This is a genomic window from Paenibacillus ihumii, from assembly GCF_001403875.1.
Classification (GTDB): domain Bacteria; phylum Bacillota; class Bacilli; order Paenibacillales; family Paenibacillaceae; genus Fontibacillus; species Fontibacillus ihumii.
The window spans coordinates 327,817-348,442 of the sequence record NZ_LN884298.1; the positions used below are offsets into that span (position 1 = coordinate 327,817).

The following is a 20,626-nucleotide window of genomic DNA, read 5'->3' on the forward strand; positions in this document are numbered from 1 at the left end:
GCTCGACTTTTTATAATCTATAAAATAAACAAGAAATGCACTAAGCGTAAACTCTTACTTCAATAACTTCCGCATGAGCGGATCCGTTCGTTGAATCCACGATTAGTCTGATCGAAGAAGCGTAAATGCTCTGATCCAGCCGATGAACAGTCTTTCTCCGGTGGTTATTCTGACCCGCCGTAAGCGCGATCCACTTCCCATCAGCATACGCTTCAATCCGATAGTCCTTTACCAGCTCAGGCATGATCTCAAACGGAGTACGATGACGGTGAAGATTGATCAGATCCTCGTTCACATTGTCATTAAAAACAAGATGTATTTCACGGATTTCCTTTACTTCATCCCATGACAACTGAATCCATTCCGCCTGCTTATCCTTCATCGGCTCGGATAGCCACATATGCGGGCCGCCGTACGGCCTTAAATAGCCGTCAATGATATGTTCCGGATCATAGCATCCGCTTGGAAATAACGCCCGGAAGCAGAATGCGCGACGCACGAGATTTCGCATGCTCCATTCGATGACCGGCTGGCTGTCGTCATGATCCTCCAGATCCTTGGATACATGTGCGGGGGCCCCCCGCTCAAAGGCCAGAATACCACTAATCGAAGCAGTTGACATATGCAGGCGGATAGCCTCATTATGCCTTAATATGATGAAAGCATTTTGCGGCTCGGACGGATTCCAATCCAGCATAACCGGGATCCATTGTTCCTCCCCCTGCTCTATAGTTACCGTCGTTTCATACTCCAGCTTAGCAGGTATATAATTTTCCGCTCGTCCCGTGCTCCATACTTCAACCTTCAGTTCAGTCTTTGCTGCTGCATCGACCAGCCACTGTATAATGCCCATTCCAGTTTGAACCGGCATAATCATGCCGACATCCCGAACCAAATGATATGCTGTAAGCTCCCCGGCAGGTTCGACCCTAAGCTGTGATAAGGTTGACGATGCGGTTACTGTCGCCTCTCTTGCCATGTCCTCCGGATCTTTATTCTGTAAGCCGAGTACCGCGGCATCCTGTTTAAGCAACGTTTGCTGCAGCAGCTCGATATGATTCTGCGATAACTCTCTTGGAGAGATGTTATGCTCTACACATAAAGCGGCCCCTGTTCCCGCTGCTTCTCCCATCAGAGCGCAGGTCGCCATGACCCGGGTAGTTCCGAAGGCGACATGAGTAGCGCTAATATTTCTTCCGGCAAATAACAGATTAGCCACGTTGACTGAATATAAGGAACGGAAAGGAATATGGTAGTTGCCATCGGCATGCGTATGCTTGGAGCCGCTCTCAGCAGCATACATGCCTTGCGGTGGATGAAGATCAATCGACCACCCGCCATAGGCTACACGATCATGAAAAAGCTTTTGGGAAAGAATATCGTTCTGTGTCAGTACATAATCGCCAACAAATCTACGGTATTCCCGCTTGCCAGGAACCCCGCCCACCCATTCCAGGGTCATGTGATCTGCATCAAATTGACCAGAGTTTTTGATATAATCCCAAATACCGTAAATCACAGAGGACAGCTCGTCCCGAATCATTTCATTATCATGAACCGTATCATGCTCCCCGCCCCATTCAATCCACCAGTAGTGACATCCGGAATCCCCGCTCCGAATGACACGCTTTAGCGGGATTGGCGTCTTCGTAATATCCTTGGCAAATGCAGGAGGGATGAACTTAACAGGATGACCCGCATCCTTTGTATAAAACAGCAGTGTGCTGCCGAGTGTGATATCATCAGCCATTTCCGGCGCCCACTCCTCATTGTACTCCTCTCTGGCTTCCCGTCCCAGCCGGTACTGTGCTCCGGCCAGAAAGCCGATCAGCCCGTCGCCTGAGCAGTCCAGATATACCGGGCTTTCAAAGCGAATCCGCCGCTCCGAACCCTGCATCCAGCCCGTGACAGAACGGATCATCCGATTCTCTTCCTTCTCGTCCGCTTCAACCTCATGAACATCTGTATTTAAATAAAGCGCGATATTGGGCTCTGCCTTAACCTTCTCCAATACAACCAGATCCCAAATATACGGGTTGCCGTCGGGATTGCGGTATTGATTCTCAAGAAACAGCTCGCCCATAATACCCGTTTCCCGTGCGTAACGGTTGATCCCATGAGCAGTTGCTCCGCATACCCATACTCGAACCTCACTGCTGGAATTCCCTCCGAGTACCGGACGGTTCTGAACAAGCGCTACCTTCCTTCCGAGCCTTGCTGCCGCAATGGCAGCACATACCCCAGCAAGCCCTCCGCCAACAACCGTAATATCACTTTGTATCGATTCGTATCTCATGAATAGTCACCTTTCTCCTCTCTTCTATAGCTATCCCTTGACCGCCGCACTGGATACGCCCTGAATAATATATTTCTGTCCGATCAAGAAGACGATAATCATCGGAATAATACCAGCGGTGGCCGCAGCCATCATACCGTTATAATCCACGTTGTTCTCAAGAATAAAGTTCTGTAAGCCTAACGGAACCGTATACAAATTTTGGCTGATCAGAAACACGAGCGCATTCTCGTAATCGTTCCAATGCCAGGAAAAATCGATAATTGCCAGCGTGGCTAGAGCCGGCTTGGCCAGCGGGAGAATCAAACGGAAAAATATTCGAAAATGGCCAGCGCCATCAATAAAGGCAGCCTCTGAAATTTCCGCTGGTACGGACATGAAGAACTGTCTCATCATGAACACTCCGAAGATGGTAAACATCCCAGGAAGAATGAGCGCCCAATGCGTGTTATATATGCCTGCCCACTCAAACATGATAAACTTCGGAACGAATAACACCTGCGGCGGCACCATCATCATGGACAGATACACTAAGAACATTGCGTTACGTCCCTTGAACTCGATCCGCGAGAATCCATAGGCGGCCAAAGATGACAGCAAAACCGCTCCAATGACACTGATGGATGATATTTTCAAAGAGTTTAAATAATACTGTGCGAAGCTATCTTTGCCTGACCATACTTTGACATGGTGCTCCCAATTTAATGCAGAAGGAATCCACTCGACTGGATATTTAAATACATCCGCCGGTGACTTAAATGAAGTACTGATCATCCATAAAAAGGGGACTACCATCACTACCCCGAAGAATAGCATGATGAACGTCAGGATAAGTTTGCGAATATTTATTTGTGTCATCTGCCAATCCTCCCCTCTAGTAATGAACCCAGCGCTTCTGACCGATCCATTGCAGAACGGTGAACACCATGATAATCAAGAATAATGCCCAGGAGATAGCTGATGCATAACCCATCTCGTAGTAACGGAATGCGTTCTGATAAATGTACAGCGACATCACCGTCGTACTGTTGCCAGGCCCGCCCTGCGTGATGGCCTGAATAATCCCAAATTGCTTAATCGTCATAATTAATCCAGTAATAAGCAGCAAGAAGGTTGTAGGGCTGACGAGGGGCCAAATGACACTGCGAACGGTCTGCCATGTCCGGGCCCCGTCGATCTTCGCGGCCTCCAGCAGTTCTCCTGAGATTTCCTGCAATGCAGCCAAATAAATGATCATGTTATAGCCAAGCATGAACCAGATCCAAATGATATCTATGGCATACATGGAAGAATCCATGGTGGACAACCAGCCCGGAGGATTCGCAATCCCGATAGCTCTTAGCAGGCCGTTAATCGGTCCATTGGTCGGCTGGAACAGCAGCATCCAGACGAAAGCGATCGCTACACCGCTAGTAATGTAAGGCATAAAATATAATGCCCTAAGCAGCTTCTTTAAGTGGACGGAGCGATTTAGCACCACCGCCACGGTAAAAGCCAATCCGATGGAAATGGGAACCGCCAGCAGGAAGATCATTGTGTTTTTTAGGGCGACATAGAATACCTCATCCCCCAGCATTCTTTGAATGTTCTCAAGCCCAATAAAATTAGTGTTTGGATTCATAAACTTGTAGTCCGTGAACATGAGATAAAAAGAATAAATAGCCGGTAAAATAAAGAACAGAAGCACCCCGAGCATATTGGGCCCGATAAACACATATCCCAGCAGTTGCTGCCGTTTCATCCAGGAACTTCTCATACGCAACACTCCCCAGTCTTGAATTACATGTTAAGCATAGCAGGCGGATCGAGGCCATTTTAATGAACAAAACGACGAATCCCATACTACAAAAATACGCATTTTCACTAGTGCTTGCGCAGGGGTGAACGGATTCGTTCTATCCCCCGGTATGTTCATCCCGATTTCCAGGAAATTAAAACGGCCCCTAGAAGGGGCCGCCCAATAAGTCGCTAAAATAAAAGGTTGGAGGGAAAATGTAAGGTTTCCGCTCCAACCTTTTTATGGCACTGCTTTTGTAGGAATGCAGCGAAGCGGATGCCTGCTACTTTCAGTAGATTGTAGGTTAAGGCAACAGGCCCAAACTGCCCAAGAGCCTTGTCCAAGCCTTGCAGGGAAAACCTGCAAAACGATCGGTTCCCCTTTGGCCAAACACGCTCTCTGCCTGGGGGTGCCCCTGATGTGACCAATCAAGCTACCTGCCCGGGTTACCCCTAATGTGACCTATCAGGCTCCCTGCCTCCCCTGCACGCCAAGCATAAATCACGGATTCCACGTTCTAAATGGATTCATAGTAGTTAGTTTCTGCCGCAAAGAAAGAAAAGTAGATTTAAATGGATTTCATGTCGTTAGAAGAAGGGAGATCTCTATCACAGGCTGAATTCTTGATTTTTAATTGCATGAAATCCATCAAATCCCCCGAAACATTCGTTTAGAGCATAATTAGATACATGAATTCCATTTAGATTTGAGTTTTATAGCTTACGATTAGTTCTATGGCTTACATTCGTGTTCGATAGCTACCTTCGAGTTCATTAGCTACCTTCGAGTTCAATAGCTACCTTCGAGTTCAATAGCTACGTTCGTGTTCGATAGCTACCTTCGAGTTCATTAGCTACCCTCGAGTTCATTAGCTACCCTCGAGTTCATTAGCTACCTTCGAGTTCATTAGCTACCTTCGAGTTCATTAGCTACCTTCGAGTTCATTAGCTACCTTCGAGTTCATTAGCTACGTTCGTGTTCGATAGCTACCTTCGAGTTCATTAGCTACCTTCGAGTTCATTAGCTACCCTCGAGTTCATTAGCTATGTTCGAGTTCATTAGCTACCTTCGAGTTCATTAGCTACCTTCGAGTTCAATAGCTACGTTCGAGTTCGATAGCTCATGTTCGAGTTCAAAGATCGACAGCGTATAGAAGATGAGCCAAAGCATGGGATGCGGGCAAAGGAGAAATTGATTCCGGCAAAAATTATCCCGCAAAAACAGATAGCTTCCCAAAAAAAAAGGGCGCCCCTCAGTCATCTATGATGACTTCTGAGACAGCCCTCCCAATTTTACTTTTGCTGTTTCAACCAATCATTATGACGCTTCGTCATCGCCTGCACCGTCTGCTGCACAGTCTGGTTATCCAAGAAGAACTTCTCGTATTCCTGCGCGCGCATATCCACCATTTCCTGCGGGAAGCTCCGAACGAAAGTTGGCGTTTTATCCCCATACAGTACATACTCCAATGATTCCTTGTCATAAGTGTCCTCATGCTCGCCAAGCAGATTCGTAATAGCCGTTGTCTGATCTACCGCGTTTGAAGCCGGCAGCCGTCCGCCTGCCGCCATAGGTGCCATTCCTCCATCAGCATACCACTTCAAAAATTCCCAGGCCGCCTCCTTGTTCTTGGAGTTGGCATTGATCGAGATCAAATCACCTAGACCCCCGCGGCCTATAAAATCCTCCTCATCCGCAGACAATCTGGGTACAGGGGCAAAAGCTATTTTAAAATCACGCGGAAAATCCTTCATATTATTCGAGCTGCGAATCAGCCATTCTCCAATATTAATCATGGCCGATTCACCACCAAGGAACATATTCTCGACCGGCATTTTGGACGTAAGCTGTTCGCCAAGCGGTGGCGTCGTCTCATCTTCCTTCATCATCGCATTCATCGTCTCGAGCCAAGTGGTGACGAGCGGATGATCTAGGTTCGAGCTCCCGTCCTCTTTGACGTAGCCTTCTTTAACGAGCACGGAATCAATGGGATCTACAAATGGCTCAAGGTGCTGCACAAGTCCGTATTGGAAGCCAGCTTCCTTCAACGTTTTGGCATATTGTCTTGCCTCATCCCATGTCCATGCCTTCGGCACCTCAAGCCCCGTTTGCTCCAGCGCATCCTTATTCAGAGCAAAGAAGAAAACATTTTTCTTGGTGGGCACACCGTAGTACTTGTCTTCAATTTTCCACTCCGCTGCATCGCTGCCCATTTTCTCATCAATGTTATAATCCGTAAATTCGCTCAAATCAAGGGCAACCCCGGCATTAACCCGTTTCTCCACTTGGGTCAGCGTATAATTGACAAACAAATCGACATCCTGGCCTGTTGCCAGTGCCGTATCCAGCTTCAAATTCCCGTCGTCATCATTAACAAAACGCACATATTCCACTTGAATATCGGGGTGCTCTGCATTCCACGCGTCTACCACCGCCTGCGGTCCCGTCTCCGGCGGCACGCCTCCCCACATCGTCAGCTTGATCGATTTCCCCGCGGACTCCTGTTTGGAACCGCTTGCAGGATTTGCCGGACTACCTTCTTTATTGCCTCCTCCGCATCCAGCTAGCAGTCCGAAGAGCATTGTCGCAGCAAGGAGTACGGGCATTCTTTTTTTGCTTTTCAATGGAAGACCTCCCTATTTCGGTAATATAACTGATTCCCTCTCATCGTAGCAGGGATCGGGAGCGCTTTTTAATATACAAAACCATTCAGTTCACCAAACAAAATGATGCAAATTGCGAGGCAGTAGAACAAATTTACTGCATAGATTTGTTAGACTGCACAGACTTGTTAAGCTGCCTGTATTTACTGGGCGTATGTTGGGTCAGTCGCTTGAATATCTTGATAAAATAATTGTCATTCAGGAAACCAACCTGATGACCAATCTCATGCACCGGGAGTTCGGTATGAATCAAATAATGCTTTGCCTTCTCGACTCGAACTTGATGTAAGTAATGAATCAGCGTCTGTCCGGTCTTCTTCTTGAATAGTGCGCTGACGTAGTTCTCGCCCATCATGACATACTGTGACATAGATTTAACGGTAATATCCCGGTTATAATTTTGTTGAATATAATGCAATATTTTAAGCACTTCAGGATGTGAAGTAATTGCTTCAGGCTCCACGGTCTGAAGGACGATGGAATTCATCTCCTCCTGTTTTCCAACCCCTTTGGAGCGTGTCATTCCCTGTTGCTCCTCATCTTTGATTAGCTCCGAGCTGAGCTTGCGAAGCGTGTCACGAAGTGAATTCACGCTCATTGAGAGCTTGAGAATATAATTGGAAGCCCCGTATTCCATCGCCTGCCGCATATACTCAAAATCACTCATGCAAGTCAGCATAATAAATTTCGAGCCATATCCCTCTTCCCGCGTTCTTCTCAGCAATTCCACGCCATCCATTTCCGGCATCACGATATCAGCAAGTACGAGATCCGGCGGATCCAGCCGGATCATATCCAGCGCCTCTGCCCCGTTACCGGCTTCCCCAGTTACCGTAAATCCAAGCTCCTCCCATGCAATAATTTCGCGGACGGATTCCCGGACGAACACTTCATCCTCTACAAGCAGCACCTTCCACATGAGCTGTTCTCCTCCTGCCGTTGGCTTTGTTGAATTGGTAAGCTAGCTTAAATATTAAGATGCTCCTTCCCTGGCTCTGACACGTATGGCGTAGATAACAAGAACGGAATCGTATAACGAATTAAGGTGCCATCGTCGGAGGACATGATCTCCATAGAGCCCTGCTCCTTAAAAAGTAACTTCAGCCTCTCCCGAACATTGCTTAGACCGATTCCCGGCCGTTTCCTGCCGATGGCCTGCCGCTGCAAACGTCTTGATTGGTCCATGCCAATCCCATTGTCCTCGACTTCAACCGCCATTTTGTCATGGCCTATTCGATATATTCGAATTTCAATCCTTCCTTGAGCCAGGAGGTCCCCAACACCATGCATAATAGAATTCTCAATCAGCGGCTGCAGACTGAGCTTAGGAACAAGAGCATACTGAATTTGTTCCTCATAATGATAAGTAATTTTAAATTGATAATTATGACGTATTTGCTGAATATGGACGTAAGCCTGAACGAGCTCCAGTTCATCCTTTAAATAAACCAGATCCTTCTCTGTGCTAAGACTAGCTTCAAGCAGCTTCCCGAGCGACAGCGTCATATTCGTAATATCCTCGTTTTTCTCACGGATCGCAATCCATTTAATCGTATTCAAAGTATTCAGGAGAAAATGCGGATTCATCTGAGCCAGCAGCATCTGAAAATGAACCGCCTCCTTCTGCCGCTCCTCTGCTTTAAGCTGCCGGATCAATTCGTTCGTGTCATCGAGCATCGTATTAAAGGTTCGAGTCAGCTCCAAAATCTCTCCTCTAAATTTTTGTTCCGGCAGCCGAACTTTTAAATTTTTCCGAACAACCTCCCTCATCTTATTTTGTAAATGAGAGAGCGGACGCGTTATGGTCGAAGCAATGATGAAAGTCATCAGGATGAAAGCTCCCATCAGAATAAAGAAGGTCACAAAATATTGCCGTTTCAATTCCTCAATCTCGGTGAACAGAATACTGAGCGGAATTCGGTTCACGATATACCAGTCCAAGGATTCAACATAAATATAATTAATCAGCGTATCTGAGGCCTTATCCGTAAAATACTCGCTATCCTCCTGACTAACAATCTGCTTCTTGATCGCTGCTGACAAAGAGCTGTCCTGTACGGACTGTGAAATATTATCCCCCTGGCTCGTAATAAGGAAATATTCCTGGCGCAGTGTGGATTGCTTCAGCACGGACTGAAACCAGAACGAGTAGTCAATACTAATCCGGGCCATGCCATAAGGCTCGTTGTATCGGTCCTTCATATACGCGTAAAGAGACAATAAATAGGGGCTCGTCGATACGTCCCGGAATACGTAATTCTCATCACTAGATACCCAGTGGTAGGAGGCCTTCTCCATCCGCTCCGGATTAAAGCCGGAGTTATTTCTAAGCCTCTCGTAGTTTAGCGCCTCCTTAGGCGGATAGGACGTATATACGCTATGATTGAAATCGAGAATTGTAAAATAAACCGAGGGATTATATAGAAAAAAACTGTTGTTCAGCGTCTTGAATTTTTCCTCCATCAATCTCTTGTTCTCAAGCCCTGGCCGAAGTTCAGGATGCTGCAAAATGGACCGCACAGTGGAGTCCTGCTCCAGAAAGATCAGTGTTTTGAACGCGATGCTCATTTGATCCTCTAAAGTACGGTACATTTGCTCGAGTTGGGAGTGACTTTGCTGACTGATCTTTTTCTGAACTAAAGTTTCAATATTTTGATAGTTGTAAATATTTAGCGCGCAAAACGGGAGAAGGATCAGCATCACAAAGGCCGAAAACAGCCTGTACTTTAGGCTTTGCGGGATCAGGGTACGCCGTCGATTCAACATCTCGCGGGAAACCTCACTTTATATATCATCTGTCCTTCGATTATAGCACCAAGGCTTCTGCTATTAATGAGGTTAGTCTAAATTGCATCGATTTGTTGTATGTTAGAGGGGGAGAGAGGTGGACACTGCGTAGATTTGTTCTATTGTGGCGGACAGACGCAGACTGATATGGAGCCTGCAAACAAAAAAACTCCCCTAAAAAAAGGCCCTCTCACCCAAAGCTTAAAAAGCTGCTAGCTGGTGAGTTGACCTTTCATGTTATTTTATCCATTCAGACCGAACAGATACAAATTGCCATAACCAAGCAGCGACAATGCAACAGACCCGATGAGCCCCGCCCAAAAAGGCCTGATCCCCAGTCGGCGGAAGACGGCAAGATCAACGCCAAGGCCGAGCCCAGCCATGGCTACGGCAATCAGCAAGTAAGCCGCTGCGACGATCATTCCTGCAGCACGCTCTGGAATAATTCCTAACGTATTTACTCCGCTCATCAATAGAAACCCGAGGATAAACCACGGAATCTGAATAGAACGTTTACGAGAAATTCGCGGCCCTGTCCGCTTCTTGCGATTCATCCACATTCCCAGCAATAACGACACAGGCACAAGCATCGCTACCCGCGCCAGCTTGACGACAATGGCGATATCTTCAGCCTGGCTTCCAGCTGGTGCCGCCGCTGCGATAACATGGGCAATTTCGTGCAGCGTAGCTCCCGCGAAAATTCCGTAGCTATGGGCGGACAGCCCGAATACCGGATACAGAAGGCTGTAAACTAAAGTAAACCCTGTTCCCAGGATGGCGACAACGGCTGCGCCGATGGCCGTTTCCTCGTCCTTGGCCTCTACTTGCGGTGCTATCGCAACTACTGCTGCGGCCCCGCAAATGGCGGTTCCACAAGCCGTGAGAACACCGAGCTTGCCGGAAATTTTAAACCATTTGGCCAAGCTGACTACAACCACAATCGTAAATGCAATATGGATAGCCGCCATGGCCAGCACTTTGGGGCCTGCTTGAATAATGCTTTGTAAATTCAGCCTCATGCCGAGCATAATAATCCCGACGCGAAGCAGTTTTTTACTGGAGAAGGAAATGCCGCCAACGATATGCTCTGGCACGCCGATAGCAGCCCTCCAAATTAATCCAAGCATAATGGCGATCACGAGATGTCCCATTACGCTTAACAGCGGCAGATAAGATAAAAATTTAGCCGCCACGGCCAGCAGCACGGTTAATCCGATGCCCTGCACAAAACCGAAGCTCTGTTTCCGTTTGAACGGTGCAACGTTTGTCTGTGACTGTACAGTTTGTGCCATGAAGATCACTCCAAGCTCGTAGTTGTCGAAACCGGCGCCGGTTTATGTCTACTATAAAGCGCGATGAGCTCGAAGTGAAATACGGATATGCTATCCCAATCATAAGCAAAACTGATGATTAAAGCGCTAGGATATATCCATAACAGCAAAATGAAGGGAACTGCCGCGGATAAGATTGAGAGTCATCTCGAAGAGAGCTACAATGAGATTATCGAAAGGGGAAGTGAATATGATCGTCGACACCCTGCGTGTCTTTGTTACGGTTGCGGAACAACGTCATTTCTCAAAGGCCGCAGAACTTCTGAATATGTCCCAGCCTGGCGTAAGCCAGCATATCCGAAATATGGAGAATGAGCTTGGCACGAAATTGATGCTGCGTTCGCCCAAGCAGGTCAAGCTAACTGAAGAAGGAACAATATTATATCGTAAGGCCAAGCAAATTCTAGGTCTGTATGAGGAGGCCAAGGAGCAAATTCATCTGCTGCATGAGGTGGTCACCGGCTCAATCCAGATCGGCGCGAGCTTTACGATTGGAGAATATATTTTGCCGCGGCTTCTCGCCAAATTTGCCGAGCAGTATCCTGAGGTCGATCTGCAGCTGACCATTGGCAATACGGAGGAAATCGTCGCGGGCATCCGCAGCAACGATCTTGATCTGGCCCTGGTGGAGGGGAATGTGGACGAGTATCCCGATTTGATCATCACTCCCTACATGCAGGATGAAATGATCGTCATCGCGGCTGCAAATCATCCCTTGGCTGGTGCAGCAGCACTGCATCCGGCTGATTTGGCCGATCAAAATTGGATCATCCGTGAGAGCGGCTCGGGCACCCGCGCCTTTAGCGATCATTTTCTGCAAGTGAACAGATTGAGCGCTAAACGTTCTTATGTATTTAATAGCAGCCAAGGCGTCAAGGAGGCGGTATCCGCAGGCCTGGGGATTGCCGTGCTCTCCCGTCTGGCCGTCCGCAAAGAGCTTGAGAACGGGGAGCTTCGCGAGCTGGCGGTAAGCGGGCCGGCCATGAAGCGGGAGCTGTCTGTCATCCGCAACAGACAAAGCTCCCTCACCCTGGCGGCAGAAATGTTCCAGCGGAAGGTCCAGGAGCAGCGGCAAGCCAAGGAAACGCTTAGCGACATACTCGAGCGGCATTGCCAGCCCTAGACTGTGGGCAGAGCACTCAGCTGCTCCCAGACCGTAGGGGCGCGTTTTCCTGCTCTAGATTGCGTGCGGCCATCGCAGTCGCATGTACTAAATCACAGAGCAGACTATTCCAGTCCCCTAGACCGGTAGACGGTGCGTTATCCTGCTCTAGAAGGCGGGCAGCTATCACAGTCGCATGCCTTATACCGCCAAGGAGACAATTACAGCTCGTCCTAGACGGTAGGCAGCCACTCGTCTGCCCCACCCCCGGGCAGCGCATTTGCCGCCTTAGATTACGTTCCGGCCAGGCATCGGCACTTCGGGGATCACCTGCAAATTGCACGGTACGTTCCAGCTCAGCCTGCCCGGCTTTCCTGCACCGCCGGAGGCAACAAATGCCTCAGCCTACTCTGCCCTTCCGCTACCCTCGTTCTCCACATAGTGCTTGAGCATGGAAAGCTTGTTGTCCCAGAACTGCTCGAAGTAACTGAGCCAATGCTGCAGCTCCTGCAGCGGCTCGGGATCCAGGCGGTATCTCGTCTCCCGGCCAACCCTCCGCTCGCGGACAAGACCGGCTGTGGACAGGACGTGCAGGTGCTTGGATACGGCGGTACGGCTCATCGGAAAATGCCCGCTAATCTCCTTCACCGGCATTTCCTGCCTGCTGAGCAGATCCAGCAGCTTCCGGCGGGTCGGGTCGGCTATGGCCTGAAACACATCGTATTTCGGGGCTGCAGCCATCTCAGCCCGCCACGTAAGAAGCCAATTTCTCGACCAGCCCGCCCCAGCCCTGATCCATCCGCGACCGCACAATCGAATGAGCCTCGCCGAATTCGGTCAATTGATCCGCACTCCAGCCGCCATGAATCAGCGTGAACTCCGTCTGCCCGTCAGCCTCTGCAAGCTCAAAAGTCAACGTCCAATCCTTGCCCCATGTAAAAGACAGCCGATGCGGAGGGTCAATTTCCGTCACTTTGCATGGCGAATTTCCGAATGGCCCTGCATTCAGCACGAACTCGAACCCTTCCTTCGGCTCGAAATTGTTCGGCATGAACCATGCAGCGATTCCTTCAGATGTAGCTACAGCCTCCCACACTTTTCCGATGGGCGCATTCAGCATAATCGTCCGCCGGATATCCGGCAGCGAGCCGCCGTTGGCCTGATTGTCCTTGTTCATTTCTGCATGTCTCCTTATTCATCAACAAATTTTTCACTCCATAGTTATGAAACCTTTTGGTTTCGAATCATATAATATGACACCATAAGGTTTCACGTCAAGCGCCAATTTTTACATCTTAGCATTCCATGAATCCCCGCCTTTTAGCAAAATAGAACGCCGCACCTGCTTCTCAAACAAGAAGCGGATGCGGCGCATGGCATTCATATGGCGGGGAAGCTCGGCAGGGCCTGCCAGGTTAACGCCAAGCAAGATGCTCTCCCTTCCGGACTGCCGTTATTTTATTTTGATTTCAAGCAGTCTTGCTGTCTCTGTCTCCGGCAGAGCTACCTTCAGAATGCCCGCGGCCTTGTCCCAGCTCCAGCTGCAGTCGAATCCCTGCGGATAAGCGCAGCGAATATCAAGCGCCTTGCCCTGCAGCAGCGATACCGGCAAATCGATCTCGGCGGACTCGCCGCGGACCCGCCAGACAGCCAGATAAACGCTGTCTTCATGGCACAGCCCCAGGCTGATCCAGCCATCCTGCTGCTTAGGCAGACCAAGCGGCCAGAAAGGCAGCGCCTGCGGGATATGATGGCGAATCGATTTGTAGTAGTCGAGCGCCTCCTTGACCAGCTCGCGGCGGCGCGGGCTCAGCTCGGCGAGATGGCCGCTCTGATGCACGCGAAGCAGCAGGGCGTTCACCATGTTGAAGACGACCTCTTCATCATCGCCTTCACGCAGCGGGTAAGACCAGATTGCTGATTGCTCCGGCGTCAGCGCCGTAGGCGAGGCTGCGGCAATCGCCGCGTAGTTTACATAATTCTCCTGATCGCTCGTCGATTGTATGCTGTGGCGGCTAAGCATCGCATAATCCATCCGCATCCCACCGCTAGAGCAATTCTCGATGACCAGATCGGGGTACCGGGCAAAAATCCGGTCCAGCCAGCTCAAATAAGCACGATTGTGCTGAAGCAATCCATCGCCGCAGCTGTCGGCATCCCTCTCTGTGCCGATTCCCGCATTGATGTTGTAGTCCATCTTGATATACCCTACGCCGTAATCCTCTACAAGCCGTCGGATAACCTCATCCGCATGGGCGATAACCTCGGGATTCCGGTAATCCAGCTGATAGCGGCTGCGGTCCTTCACCCGCTGGCCGTGCCGCTGGAAGAACCAGCTATCATTCGTATCCTTGAGCTTCGGACTGTTGATGCCCATGACCTCAAGCTCCAGCCACAGGCCAGGAACCATCCCTTTACCGCGGATATAATCGAGGACATATTTGATCCCTTCCGGAAACCGTTCCTGGGATGGCAGCCACTCACCTACGCCGTCCCACCATTCGCCGGAAGCATACCAGCCAGCATCGATACAGAAATACTCGCAGCCCACCTCGGCTGCCGCATCGATGAGCGGAAGCAGCCTTTCGGTCGTCGGGTCGCCCCAAAGGCAGTTCATATAATCGTTAAAGATGATCTGCAGCTTGCGGTTGTCCTCGTTCGGCCGGCGAATCAGGCGGCGATACCGCGTCAACTGTCCAATTGCTTCATCGATGGAGCCAGAGGCCGCGCCAACCGCAGCTGGAACCGATACGAACGCCTCCCCCGGCTCTAAAGAGATCCACCAATGGTTGTCGTGCTCGGTAGGCCCGCTGACGAGTAGGGTCAATAAATCGGATTGTTCGATGATCTCCCAATGCCATGAGCCGTTATGCTCAATTTGCCAGAACAGGCTCGTGCCGGCCTCCCGATTTTCCAGAATCGCCATGGGCACATGCTCCGCCGCCGACCAGGAGCCCGTATTGCTGCAGGATACCCGCTTTGAGCCCCTGTCGATCAAATGCGACATGCCAAGCTCAGGCAGGCGATAGGTCCGCCACTGCAATTCGCTCTGCCAGCCATGGTGGGGAATCGATAAATGCATTTTGCTATCGCGATCCCCGGCCCCTTCCTTATCGATCCCGGTTAGCGCGAAGCTGGATACATATTCGACCCCTACCGGCTGAGATCCGCGGTTCGTCAGCTCGACCCAGCATCGGACAACGGCCGTCCCGTCATAGAACTGGAAATGCTGCACGGCCTGCAGCAAGGTTACGGGATCATTCAGTACGATTTCCAGCTTGCGGCCAATAGCATTCCGCTCGTCCCGATGCGCCTCGTATTGCATGCGCAGGCCCGGATAGGTCGCCCGGTGCGTCCGCCCGTGATATTCCTCTCTGTCCTCTCCCGTCAGCTGAAGCTCGAGCAGGCGGAAGCCCTTTTTTTGCACAGCGGTAATGCCGTTCATTCCACTCTTGGCTTCCTGCCAGGGCACTTGGCCAAAATGCAGCAATAAAACATCCCGCTCGTCGGTTACCTCAAGTACCAGACTTAGCCCATTCTCTTCAATCGCGATGATTTGACTCACCTTTATCGCACTTCCTTTCCTGTTGTGGCGCTAACGCTTGCGCCTTATGCTCTTATATAAAACTTAACTCAGCACCGGGGAGTGCTGAGTTAAGAAAGGGAATATTAGGGTACGCAATATTATTCTGCAGATCCGAGCTGAATCCAGGCTTTTTGGATTTCATTGATGGTTTGCTCTTTGGACTGGCTGCCGCCAATGTAGGCCTGCATCAATTCACCGAATTTTTGATGGAACGTATCCAGAGAATAGTTGATGGCCAGGTCTCCGGATGGCTGCACCTGCAGGATCTCTTCCATTTGTTTAGGCATATCCAAGTCTGGCAGCGGAGCGTCCTTGATTGGAGGAATAACCTTCGCTACGCTGGAGAACCAGTTCTTACCGTATTCCGAAGTATACAGCCAGTTGAAGAATTCGATCGTTTCTTTAGCGACTTTAGAGTCTTTGTTAATGCGCAGAGCTTGGTCGGCCCCTGTAATAATAAGAGCTTGCTCCGGCTTATCGCTTACAGGATAGCCTGCGATTCCGATGTTGATGTCTGGATTGATTTTCTTGATCGCTTCTTCGTCCCAAGCGCCTTTACCTGTCATGAACGCTGCCTTGCCGGAAGCAAAGTCGCTCACCTGCGCATTGCTGTCGCGCTCCAGCGGTTTGTCCATTCCGTGTTTGACCGTCAGATCGATGAACTCAAAGAAATTGTTGGCGAGGACCGGATGATCCGCGAACGTCGTTTTTCCGTCGATGAAGCTGGCGACTAAATCCTTCGGACTCATGTTGGCATCTTGAGCTGCCGCATCCACGAAGTGCTGGAAGACGTGCTTCCATACCCACCACTCTTTATAAGCATTGGCAAATGGAGTAATGCCTTTCGCTTCGAGCTTCGCAATCGCATCTTCCAATTCGGCTGTCGTTGCAGGCACCTGTGTAATGCCGGCTTGCTCAAGCAGGTCTTTGTTGTAGATTAACGTGAACAGATTGCCTTTGATCGGAAGACCAAGCACTCTGCCATCCGAGGAAGACATGTTTGAACGAACGGCATCCGTCATGGCGCTGGCAAGCGGTTCACCCGTCAAGTCGGCGCTGTACTCCGCAAAGGTGTCGATATCTCCGCCAGCCGTCGTCTGGAATACGTCCGGCGTGCTGCCTGCCGCAATTCTGGACTTAAGCACCGTATTGTAGTCCGCCTGCATGATTTCCAGGTTGATGGTTACGTTCGGCTTCACTTTTTTGTACTCTTCGATATAAGCATTAAAAGCATCTGTGTATTCTGGAGAAGCGGTAAACATGTTAATCGTTACTGGTTTGGAGGAATCGGCGCCGCCATCTCCGTTTGCTGCACCGTTTGTCCCGTCATTGGCTGCATTGTTGCCGCCGCAGGCCGACAGAAGTCCCATTAACAGCACCAGACTGAATGACATGGCCAGAAATTTCTTCTTCATAAGGTTCTTGCCCCCACTTTCTTTGGTTAGTATGTCTATGAGACTTATTCTAAAGAAATGGACTCGCGATAAAAATGTAGATAAGTGACGACTTGAGGGTAAAAAAGTGTAATCCTCCAACTGTTCACTTTTTTTCCCCTTCCGCCTTGGCACGATATTCCGAGGGCGACACACCATAATAGTTGCGAAATGCCTTGCTGAAATAGTTCTTGTCCTTATAGCCCAGCATTTCCGAAATATCCTGGATTTTTAAAGAGGAGTCGTCAAGCAGCACGCAGGCCTTATCCATTCTTACCTTCTGCATATACTCGTGGATCCCGAACCCGAACTGCTGTTTGAACAGCTTCATTAAGTATTCCCTGCTCAAGAAGTATTTTTCGGTGAACATGGAAATTTTGATGTCCTCGAAATAATGCTGATCGATATAATCCTTGATATCCTCGATATGGAACGGCCGGTTAACGGCCATCGACTGCCGGATCTGCTCGCTGTAATATTCCAGGATGCGATAGAGCAATTGCTCGTACTCATCCGTCGTGCTGAAATCTCCGGATATTCCGGCTGCAGCCAGCGAGCTGCGCGAGCCTGACGCGGGCAGCTTGTCCGAAGGAACGCCTAGATCCAGCGCCATGTCATTGAACAAGACGATAATATCGCGGATCATCCGCTCCGCCTCTCCGATCGTGAAGCTGTCCGCCTCTTTGATTTTCTGTACAAATTCCCCGAAGACCACCTTCGCATGATGCATGTTCCCGGACTCGAGACCGCCCCGCAGAATCGGCATTCGGCTCGTAAAGGAGAGAACCTCCGATGTGCCCGCCTTCCCCCGGACACCGAACGCAGTCGCTCCCTTCAGCTTGTGCAGATCGACCGCCAGAAGCGATGAGCGCGCCTCTTCATAGGAGTCGGCCAATCGCGAGACCTCGTCATAGACTTGCCCCATCCCAGCAGCCGATACGATGCCGAATAAGTCGCTTAGCGTATGGCCGATCTTCTTCATCAAATAATCCGCCCGAAACGCGTGATCCTCCGGGTAACCGCCCTGCATCGTGAAGATCGCGATGATCTCCCCGTCCTCCTTCGGATTGGGGAAGCTGAAGCATACAACGTCCTCCATGACAGCTTCGTTGATCACATTCGCCACGGCAAAATAGAGCAGCTCCGTGTCCCGGTTGAAGCGCTGGTCGCAGATTTTCTGCATATTCAATAGCTTTAATACGAGCGTACCGAATCGGTTATCTTCTTTGTCAGCACCGATAAGCGGAAGAAAGGCCTGATTGCTCTGCTTCTTGAACCCGCGTTCAATGATGGACAAGTAGATTTTCTCCTTCAGCTTGGGCAGGGACATGTTGAATGCAATATTTCTCGTAATCAGCTCGCTGTGGGTCTGGCGCCTTGCTTCGAGCAAATCAACAGCCTTCCGCAAGGCCTGATTAAGATCCTGCCGATTGATCGGCTTCAGCAAATAGTCAACGACCTTGGAATGGATCGCCTGCCTGGTGAACTCGAAGTCGTTATAGCCGCTGATCACGATCGTCAGCAGCTCAGGATATTCCTGCTCCACAACACGCAGGAACTCCACCCCGTTCATCTCCGGCATCTTCATATCGACCATCACGAGATCGGGGCGGTGCTCCTTCAGCATCTCCAGGCCCGTCACGCCGTTCGTGGCCTCCCATACTTCATCAACCTGCAGCCCATCCCAGTCGCCCAATATTTTAATGGCTTCGCGCAGCGGCTCTTCGTCGTCTATGATCAGCACTTTATACATGTTCTGCGCCTCCCCGCGGTATTCTCATCGTCATTTGCGTCCCCGCTTCATCACTTTGTATGGTAAGGCCTGATTGATCGCCATACAGCAGCTTCAGACGGGTATTCAAATTTTTCAATCCAATATTCTCCCCTTCTTGCTCCTCCCATTCCACTTCGAACGTATGCAGAATCTGCTCCAGCCTGTCCGGCGGGATGCCCGGGCCATTGTCATAAACCGATATGATAGCATGTTTCTCGCTCATGGTGGCCCGAACGACGATCGTCACCGGCGTCGACACCTTCTCCACCGCATGCTTGATGGAATTCTCCACCAGGGATTGAATGGACAGCTTCGGAATTTGCAGCTCCATCAGAGACTCGTCCCAATCGATCTCCACCTGAAGCCGGCTTCCGAATCTAGCGCTTTGCAGCGCCAAATATCTCTCGATATGCCTCAGCTCCTCCCTAGCGTATACGATATCTTTGCCGCTTATGCAGTACCGCAGCGTCAGCGCAAGGGCATCCACCATATCCGCCACATCATCGTTGCCGCTCTTCAAAGCCTTGGTAGATATCGCCTGCAGCGCATTATAAAGAAAATGAGGGTTGATCTCCGCCTCCAGCGCCTTCAGGATCGCATTCTTCTCCACCAGCTTCATGCGGTAGCGTTCATTGATCAGATCATTCGTGCGCCGCACCATCTGATTGAAATGCATTGTAAGATAAGCAATCTCATCTCTGCCCTGCACCGGGGCTTCCGCATCGAATGTCCCTTCGCTGAACCGCCGCATATGGCGCGACAGGCGATTCAGCGGCTTCGTAATGGCATTCGAGGTTAAGGTGACGAGAATGACCGATATGATCAGAAAAATCAAACCGATCAAATAGCTCAAATTCCGCGCTTTGGTAGCCGCTTCATAAATGTTGCTGTAAGGGATGGGCTTGATCAGCTTCCAGCCCTCCTCCTGCCCTACGTCGTACACGACAAGATAGCGCTTGTCCTCATTGGACCAGGTAACAGGGCTTCCCGAACCATCATGGATATTCTGGAGCCAGTCCGCCGAGCTGATCGCCTCATAGATCTCCAGGTCATCCATATGAAAAGGGACATTATTCGGATCAAGGAACATCAGATGCTCCCCATTCTCGAACGGAATATCACTCATGATGCTGTCCTTCACCTCTGGCTTCAAATAAAACGACAGCACAGCACGCGGCTCCCGTGAAGCAATTGAGCGCAGCACGCGGTGATAGCCCATGAATTCCGGCTCGGTAATCATCGGATAGCCGCTTGCCGTATCCGGCAGGACAAAGGATTGGAAGGAGCGGTTCCTCGGGCTGTCCATCGCCTCCTGGTACCACGGCTGCTCATCGATTCCGCTCTGATAGCCGACCCTGGTGGTGATGTTGTAAGCCTCCCGGCTGATCGAATAATATTTCTCCTGATCGATCAAATACAAATAAATGCTCTCCAGATCTTTGCGACTGTAGAACATATCTCTCAAATAATCTTCAAGATACATCCTGGCGGCGTAATCGCTCCCCTCCTGCATAACCGCCCGAATAATCTCGTCATATTTATTATGCGGCAGCGAGAATTGCTCGATCCCATCCAAATAGTCCTCCAGCTTCTGATTAACGAGCATCAGATTATTTGTCGTGCTGGCGATGCTGTTGCTGACCGATTCCTTCTGGAGCATATGGTAGGAAATGACCGTAAGCGACCCCACGATAAGAATAATAATCGACGTAAAAAGCAAATTAAGCTTATTGACCAGTCTGCGCGACATTCGCTCAATAAGCGATTTTATAGCAGCTATTAACCTTTTGATCATCGCTGTCCTTCCCCCTGCACAGTGCTACATACAGATTACCTTTTTACCCTTAACTGTTTTCTTATGTCCATTTAGGCGCATT

General features: G+C 50.0%; 15 protein-coding genes. 1 reads left to right on the plus strand and 14 read right to left on the minus strand.

Annotated elements, in window-relative coordinates:
- Nucleotides 1-40: 40 nt before the first annotated feature.
- The 7 genes from BN2762_RS06525 to BN2762_RS06555 all read right to left on the minus strand — a co-directional run bounded on the left by BN2762_RS06525 (nt 41) and on the right by BN2762_RS06555 (nt 10,815).
- Nucleotides 41-2,296, minus strand: a complete 2,256-nt coding sequence (locus BN2762_RS06525; RefSeq protein ID WP_055106209.1) for an FAD-dependent oxidoreductase — start codon at nt 2,294-2,296, stop codon at nt 41-43.
- A gap of 30 nt (nt 2,297-2,326) precedes the next feature.
- Nucleotides 2,327-3,154 (minus strand): carbohydrate ABC transporter permease, encoded by an 828-nt coding sequence (locus tag BN2762_RS06530; RefSeq protein WP_055106210.1) that lies wholly within the window; start codon nt 3,152-3,154, stop codon nt 2,327-2,329.
- Between the two features lie 16 nt (nt 3,155-3,170).
- Entirely contained in the window at nt 3,171-4,052 is an 882-nt protein-coding gene (locus BN2762_RS06535) for a carbohydrate ABC transporter permease (protein ID WP_055106211.1), read from the minus strand.
- 1,313 nt (nt 4,053-5,365) lie between these two features.
- Nucleotides 5,366-6,697, minus strand: a complete 1,332-nt coding sequence (locus tag BN2762_RS06540) for an ABC transporter substrate-binding protein (RefSeq protein WP_055106212.1) — start codon at nt 6,695-6,697, stop codon at nt 5,366-5,368.
- 133 nt (nt 6,698-6,830) lie between these two features.
- Entirely contained in the window at nt 6,831-7,655 is an 825-nt protein-coding gene (locus tag BN2762_RS06545) for a response regulator (protein ID WP_055106213.1), read from the minus strand.
- 47 nt (nt 7,656-7,702) lie between these two features.
- Entirely contained in the window at nt 7,703-9,304 is a 1,602-nt protein-coding gene (locus tag BN2762_RS06550; RefSeq protein WP_230202444.1) for a sensor histidine kinase, read from the minus strand.
- Nucleotides 9,305-9,765: 461 nt separating this feature from the next.
- Nucleotides 9,766-10,815, minus strand: a complete 1,050-nt coding sequence (locus tag BN2762_RS06555) for a YeiH family protein (RefSeq protein ID WP_055106215.1) — start codon at nt 10,813-10,815, stop codon at nt 9,766-9,768.
- A 229-nt stretch (nt 10,816-11,044) separates the two neighbouring features.
- On the opposite strand from BN2762_RS06555, the gene BN2762_RS06560 reads away from it, so the two are divergent.
- Nucleotides 11,045-11,977, plus strand: a complete 933-nt coding sequence (locus tag BN2762_RS06560) for a LysR family transcriptional regulator (RefSeq protein WP_055106216.1) — start codon at nt 11,045-11,047, stop codon at nt 11,975-11,977.
- 384 nt (nt 11,978-12,361) lie between these two features.
- Here BN2762_RS06560 and BN2762_RS06565 read toward each other — a convergent pair whose 3' ends face one another.
- From BN2762_RS06565 to BN2762_RS06590, 7 genes are all read right to left on the minus strand, one after another.
- Nucleotides 12,362-12,697 (minus strand): ArsR/SmtB family transcription factor, encoded by a 336-nt coding sequence (locus tag BN2762_RS06565; protein ID WP_055106217.1) that lies wholly within the window; start codon nt 12,695-12,697, stop codon nt 12,362-12,364.
- 1 nt (nt 12,698) lies between these two features.
- Complete coding sequence (locus BN2762_RS06570; protein WP_055106218.1) at nt 12,699-13,133, minus strand: SRPBCC family protein; 435 nt, start codon at nt 13,131-13,133, stop codon at nt 12,699-12,701.
- Nucleotides 13,134-13,244: 111 nt separating this feature from the next.
- Entirely contained in the window at nt 13,245-13,385 is a 141-nt protein-coding gene (locus tag BN2762_RS26815) for a hypothetical protein (RefSeq protein ID WP_154674764.1), read from the minus strand.
- Between the two features lie 24 nt (nt 13,386-13,409).
- A complete protein-coding gene (locus BN2762_RS06575; RefSeq protein WP_055106219.1) occupies nt 13,410-15,521 on the minus strand; it encodes a glycoside hydrolase family 36 protein in 2,112 nt (703 codons plus the stop codon).
- A 119-nt stretch (nt 15,522-15,640) separates the two neighbouring features.
- Nucleotides 15,641-16,957, minus strand: a complete 1,317-nt coding sequence (locus BN2762_RS06580; RefSeq protein WP_055106220.1) for an ABC transporter substrate-binding protein — start codon at nt 16,955-16,957, stop codon at nt 15,641-15,643.
- A 124-nt stretch (nt 16,958-17,081) separates the two neighbouring features.
- Nucleotides 17,082-18,728 carry a response regulator transcription factor gene (locus BN2762_RS06585; RefSeq protein WP_055106221.1) on the minus strand — a complete coding sequence of 549 codons (1,647 nt, stop codon included), beginning with the start codon at nt 18,726-18,728 and terminating at the stop codon, nt 17,082-17,084.
- Nucleotides 18,721-20,544, minus strand: a complete 1,824-nt coding sequence (locus tag BN2762_RS06590) for a sensor histidine kinase (RefSeq protein ID WP_055106222.1) — start codon at nt 20,542-20,544, stop codon at nt 18,721-18,723. The genes BN2762_RS06585 and BN2762_RS06590 overlap by 8 nt, the downstream gene beginning before the upstream one ends.
- Nucleotides 20,545-20,626: the final 82 nt, after the last annotated feature.

Excerpts from the sequence above, each read along its gene's own strand:
- BN2762_RS06565 (WP_055106217.1), bottom strand. The coding sequence starts at position 12,697 with ATGGCTGCAGCCCCGAAATACGATGTGTTTCAGGCCATAGCCGACCCG.
- BN2762_RS06585 (WP_055106221.1), bottom strand. The coding sequence starts at position 18,728 with ATGTATAAAGTGCTGATCATAGACGACGAAGAGCCGCTGCGCGAAGCC.
- BN2762_RS06570 (WP_055106218.1), bottom strand. The coding sequence starts at position 13,133 with ATGAACAAGGACAATCAGGCCAACGGCGGCTCGCTGCCGGATATCCGG.
- BN2762_RS06530 (WP_055106210.1), bottom strand. The coding sequence starts at position 3,154 with ATGACACAAATAAATATTCGCAAACTTATCCTGACGTTCATCATGCTA.
- BN2762_RS06580 (WP_055106220.1), bottom strand. The coding sequence starts at position 16,957 with ATGAAGAAGAAATTTCTGGCCATGTCATTCAGTCTGGTGCTGTTAATG.
- BN2762_RS06555 (WP_055106215.1), bottom strand. The coding sequence starts at position 10,815 with ATGGCACAAACTGTACAGTCACAGACAAACGTTGCACCGTTCAAACGG.
- BN2762_RS06535 (WP_055106211.1), bottom strand. The coding sequence starts at position 4,052 with ATGAGAAGTTCCTGGATGAAACGGCAGCAACTGCTGGGATATGTGTTT.
- BN2762_RS06545 (WP_055106213.1), bottom strand. The coding sequence starts at position 7,655 with ATGTGGAAGGTGCTGCTTGTAGAGGATGAAGTGTTCGTCCGGGAATCC.
- BN2762_RS06550 (WP_230202444.1), bottom strand. The coding sequence starts at position 9,304 with ATGAGCATCGCGTTCAAAACACTGATCTTTCTGGAGCAGGACTCCACT.
- BN2762_RS06590 (WP_055106222.1), bottom strand. The coding sequence starts at position 20,544 with ATGATCAAAAGGTTAATAGCTGCTATAAAATCGCTTATTGAGCGAATG.
- BN2762_RS06560 (WP_055106216.1), top strand. The coding sequence starts at position 11,045 with ATGATCGTCGACACCCTGCGTGTCTTTGTTACGGTTGCGGAACAACGT.
- BN2762_RS06525 (WP_055106209.1), bottom strand. The coding sequence starts at position 2,296 with ATGAGATACGAATCGATACAAAGTGATATTACGGTTGTTGGCGGAGGG.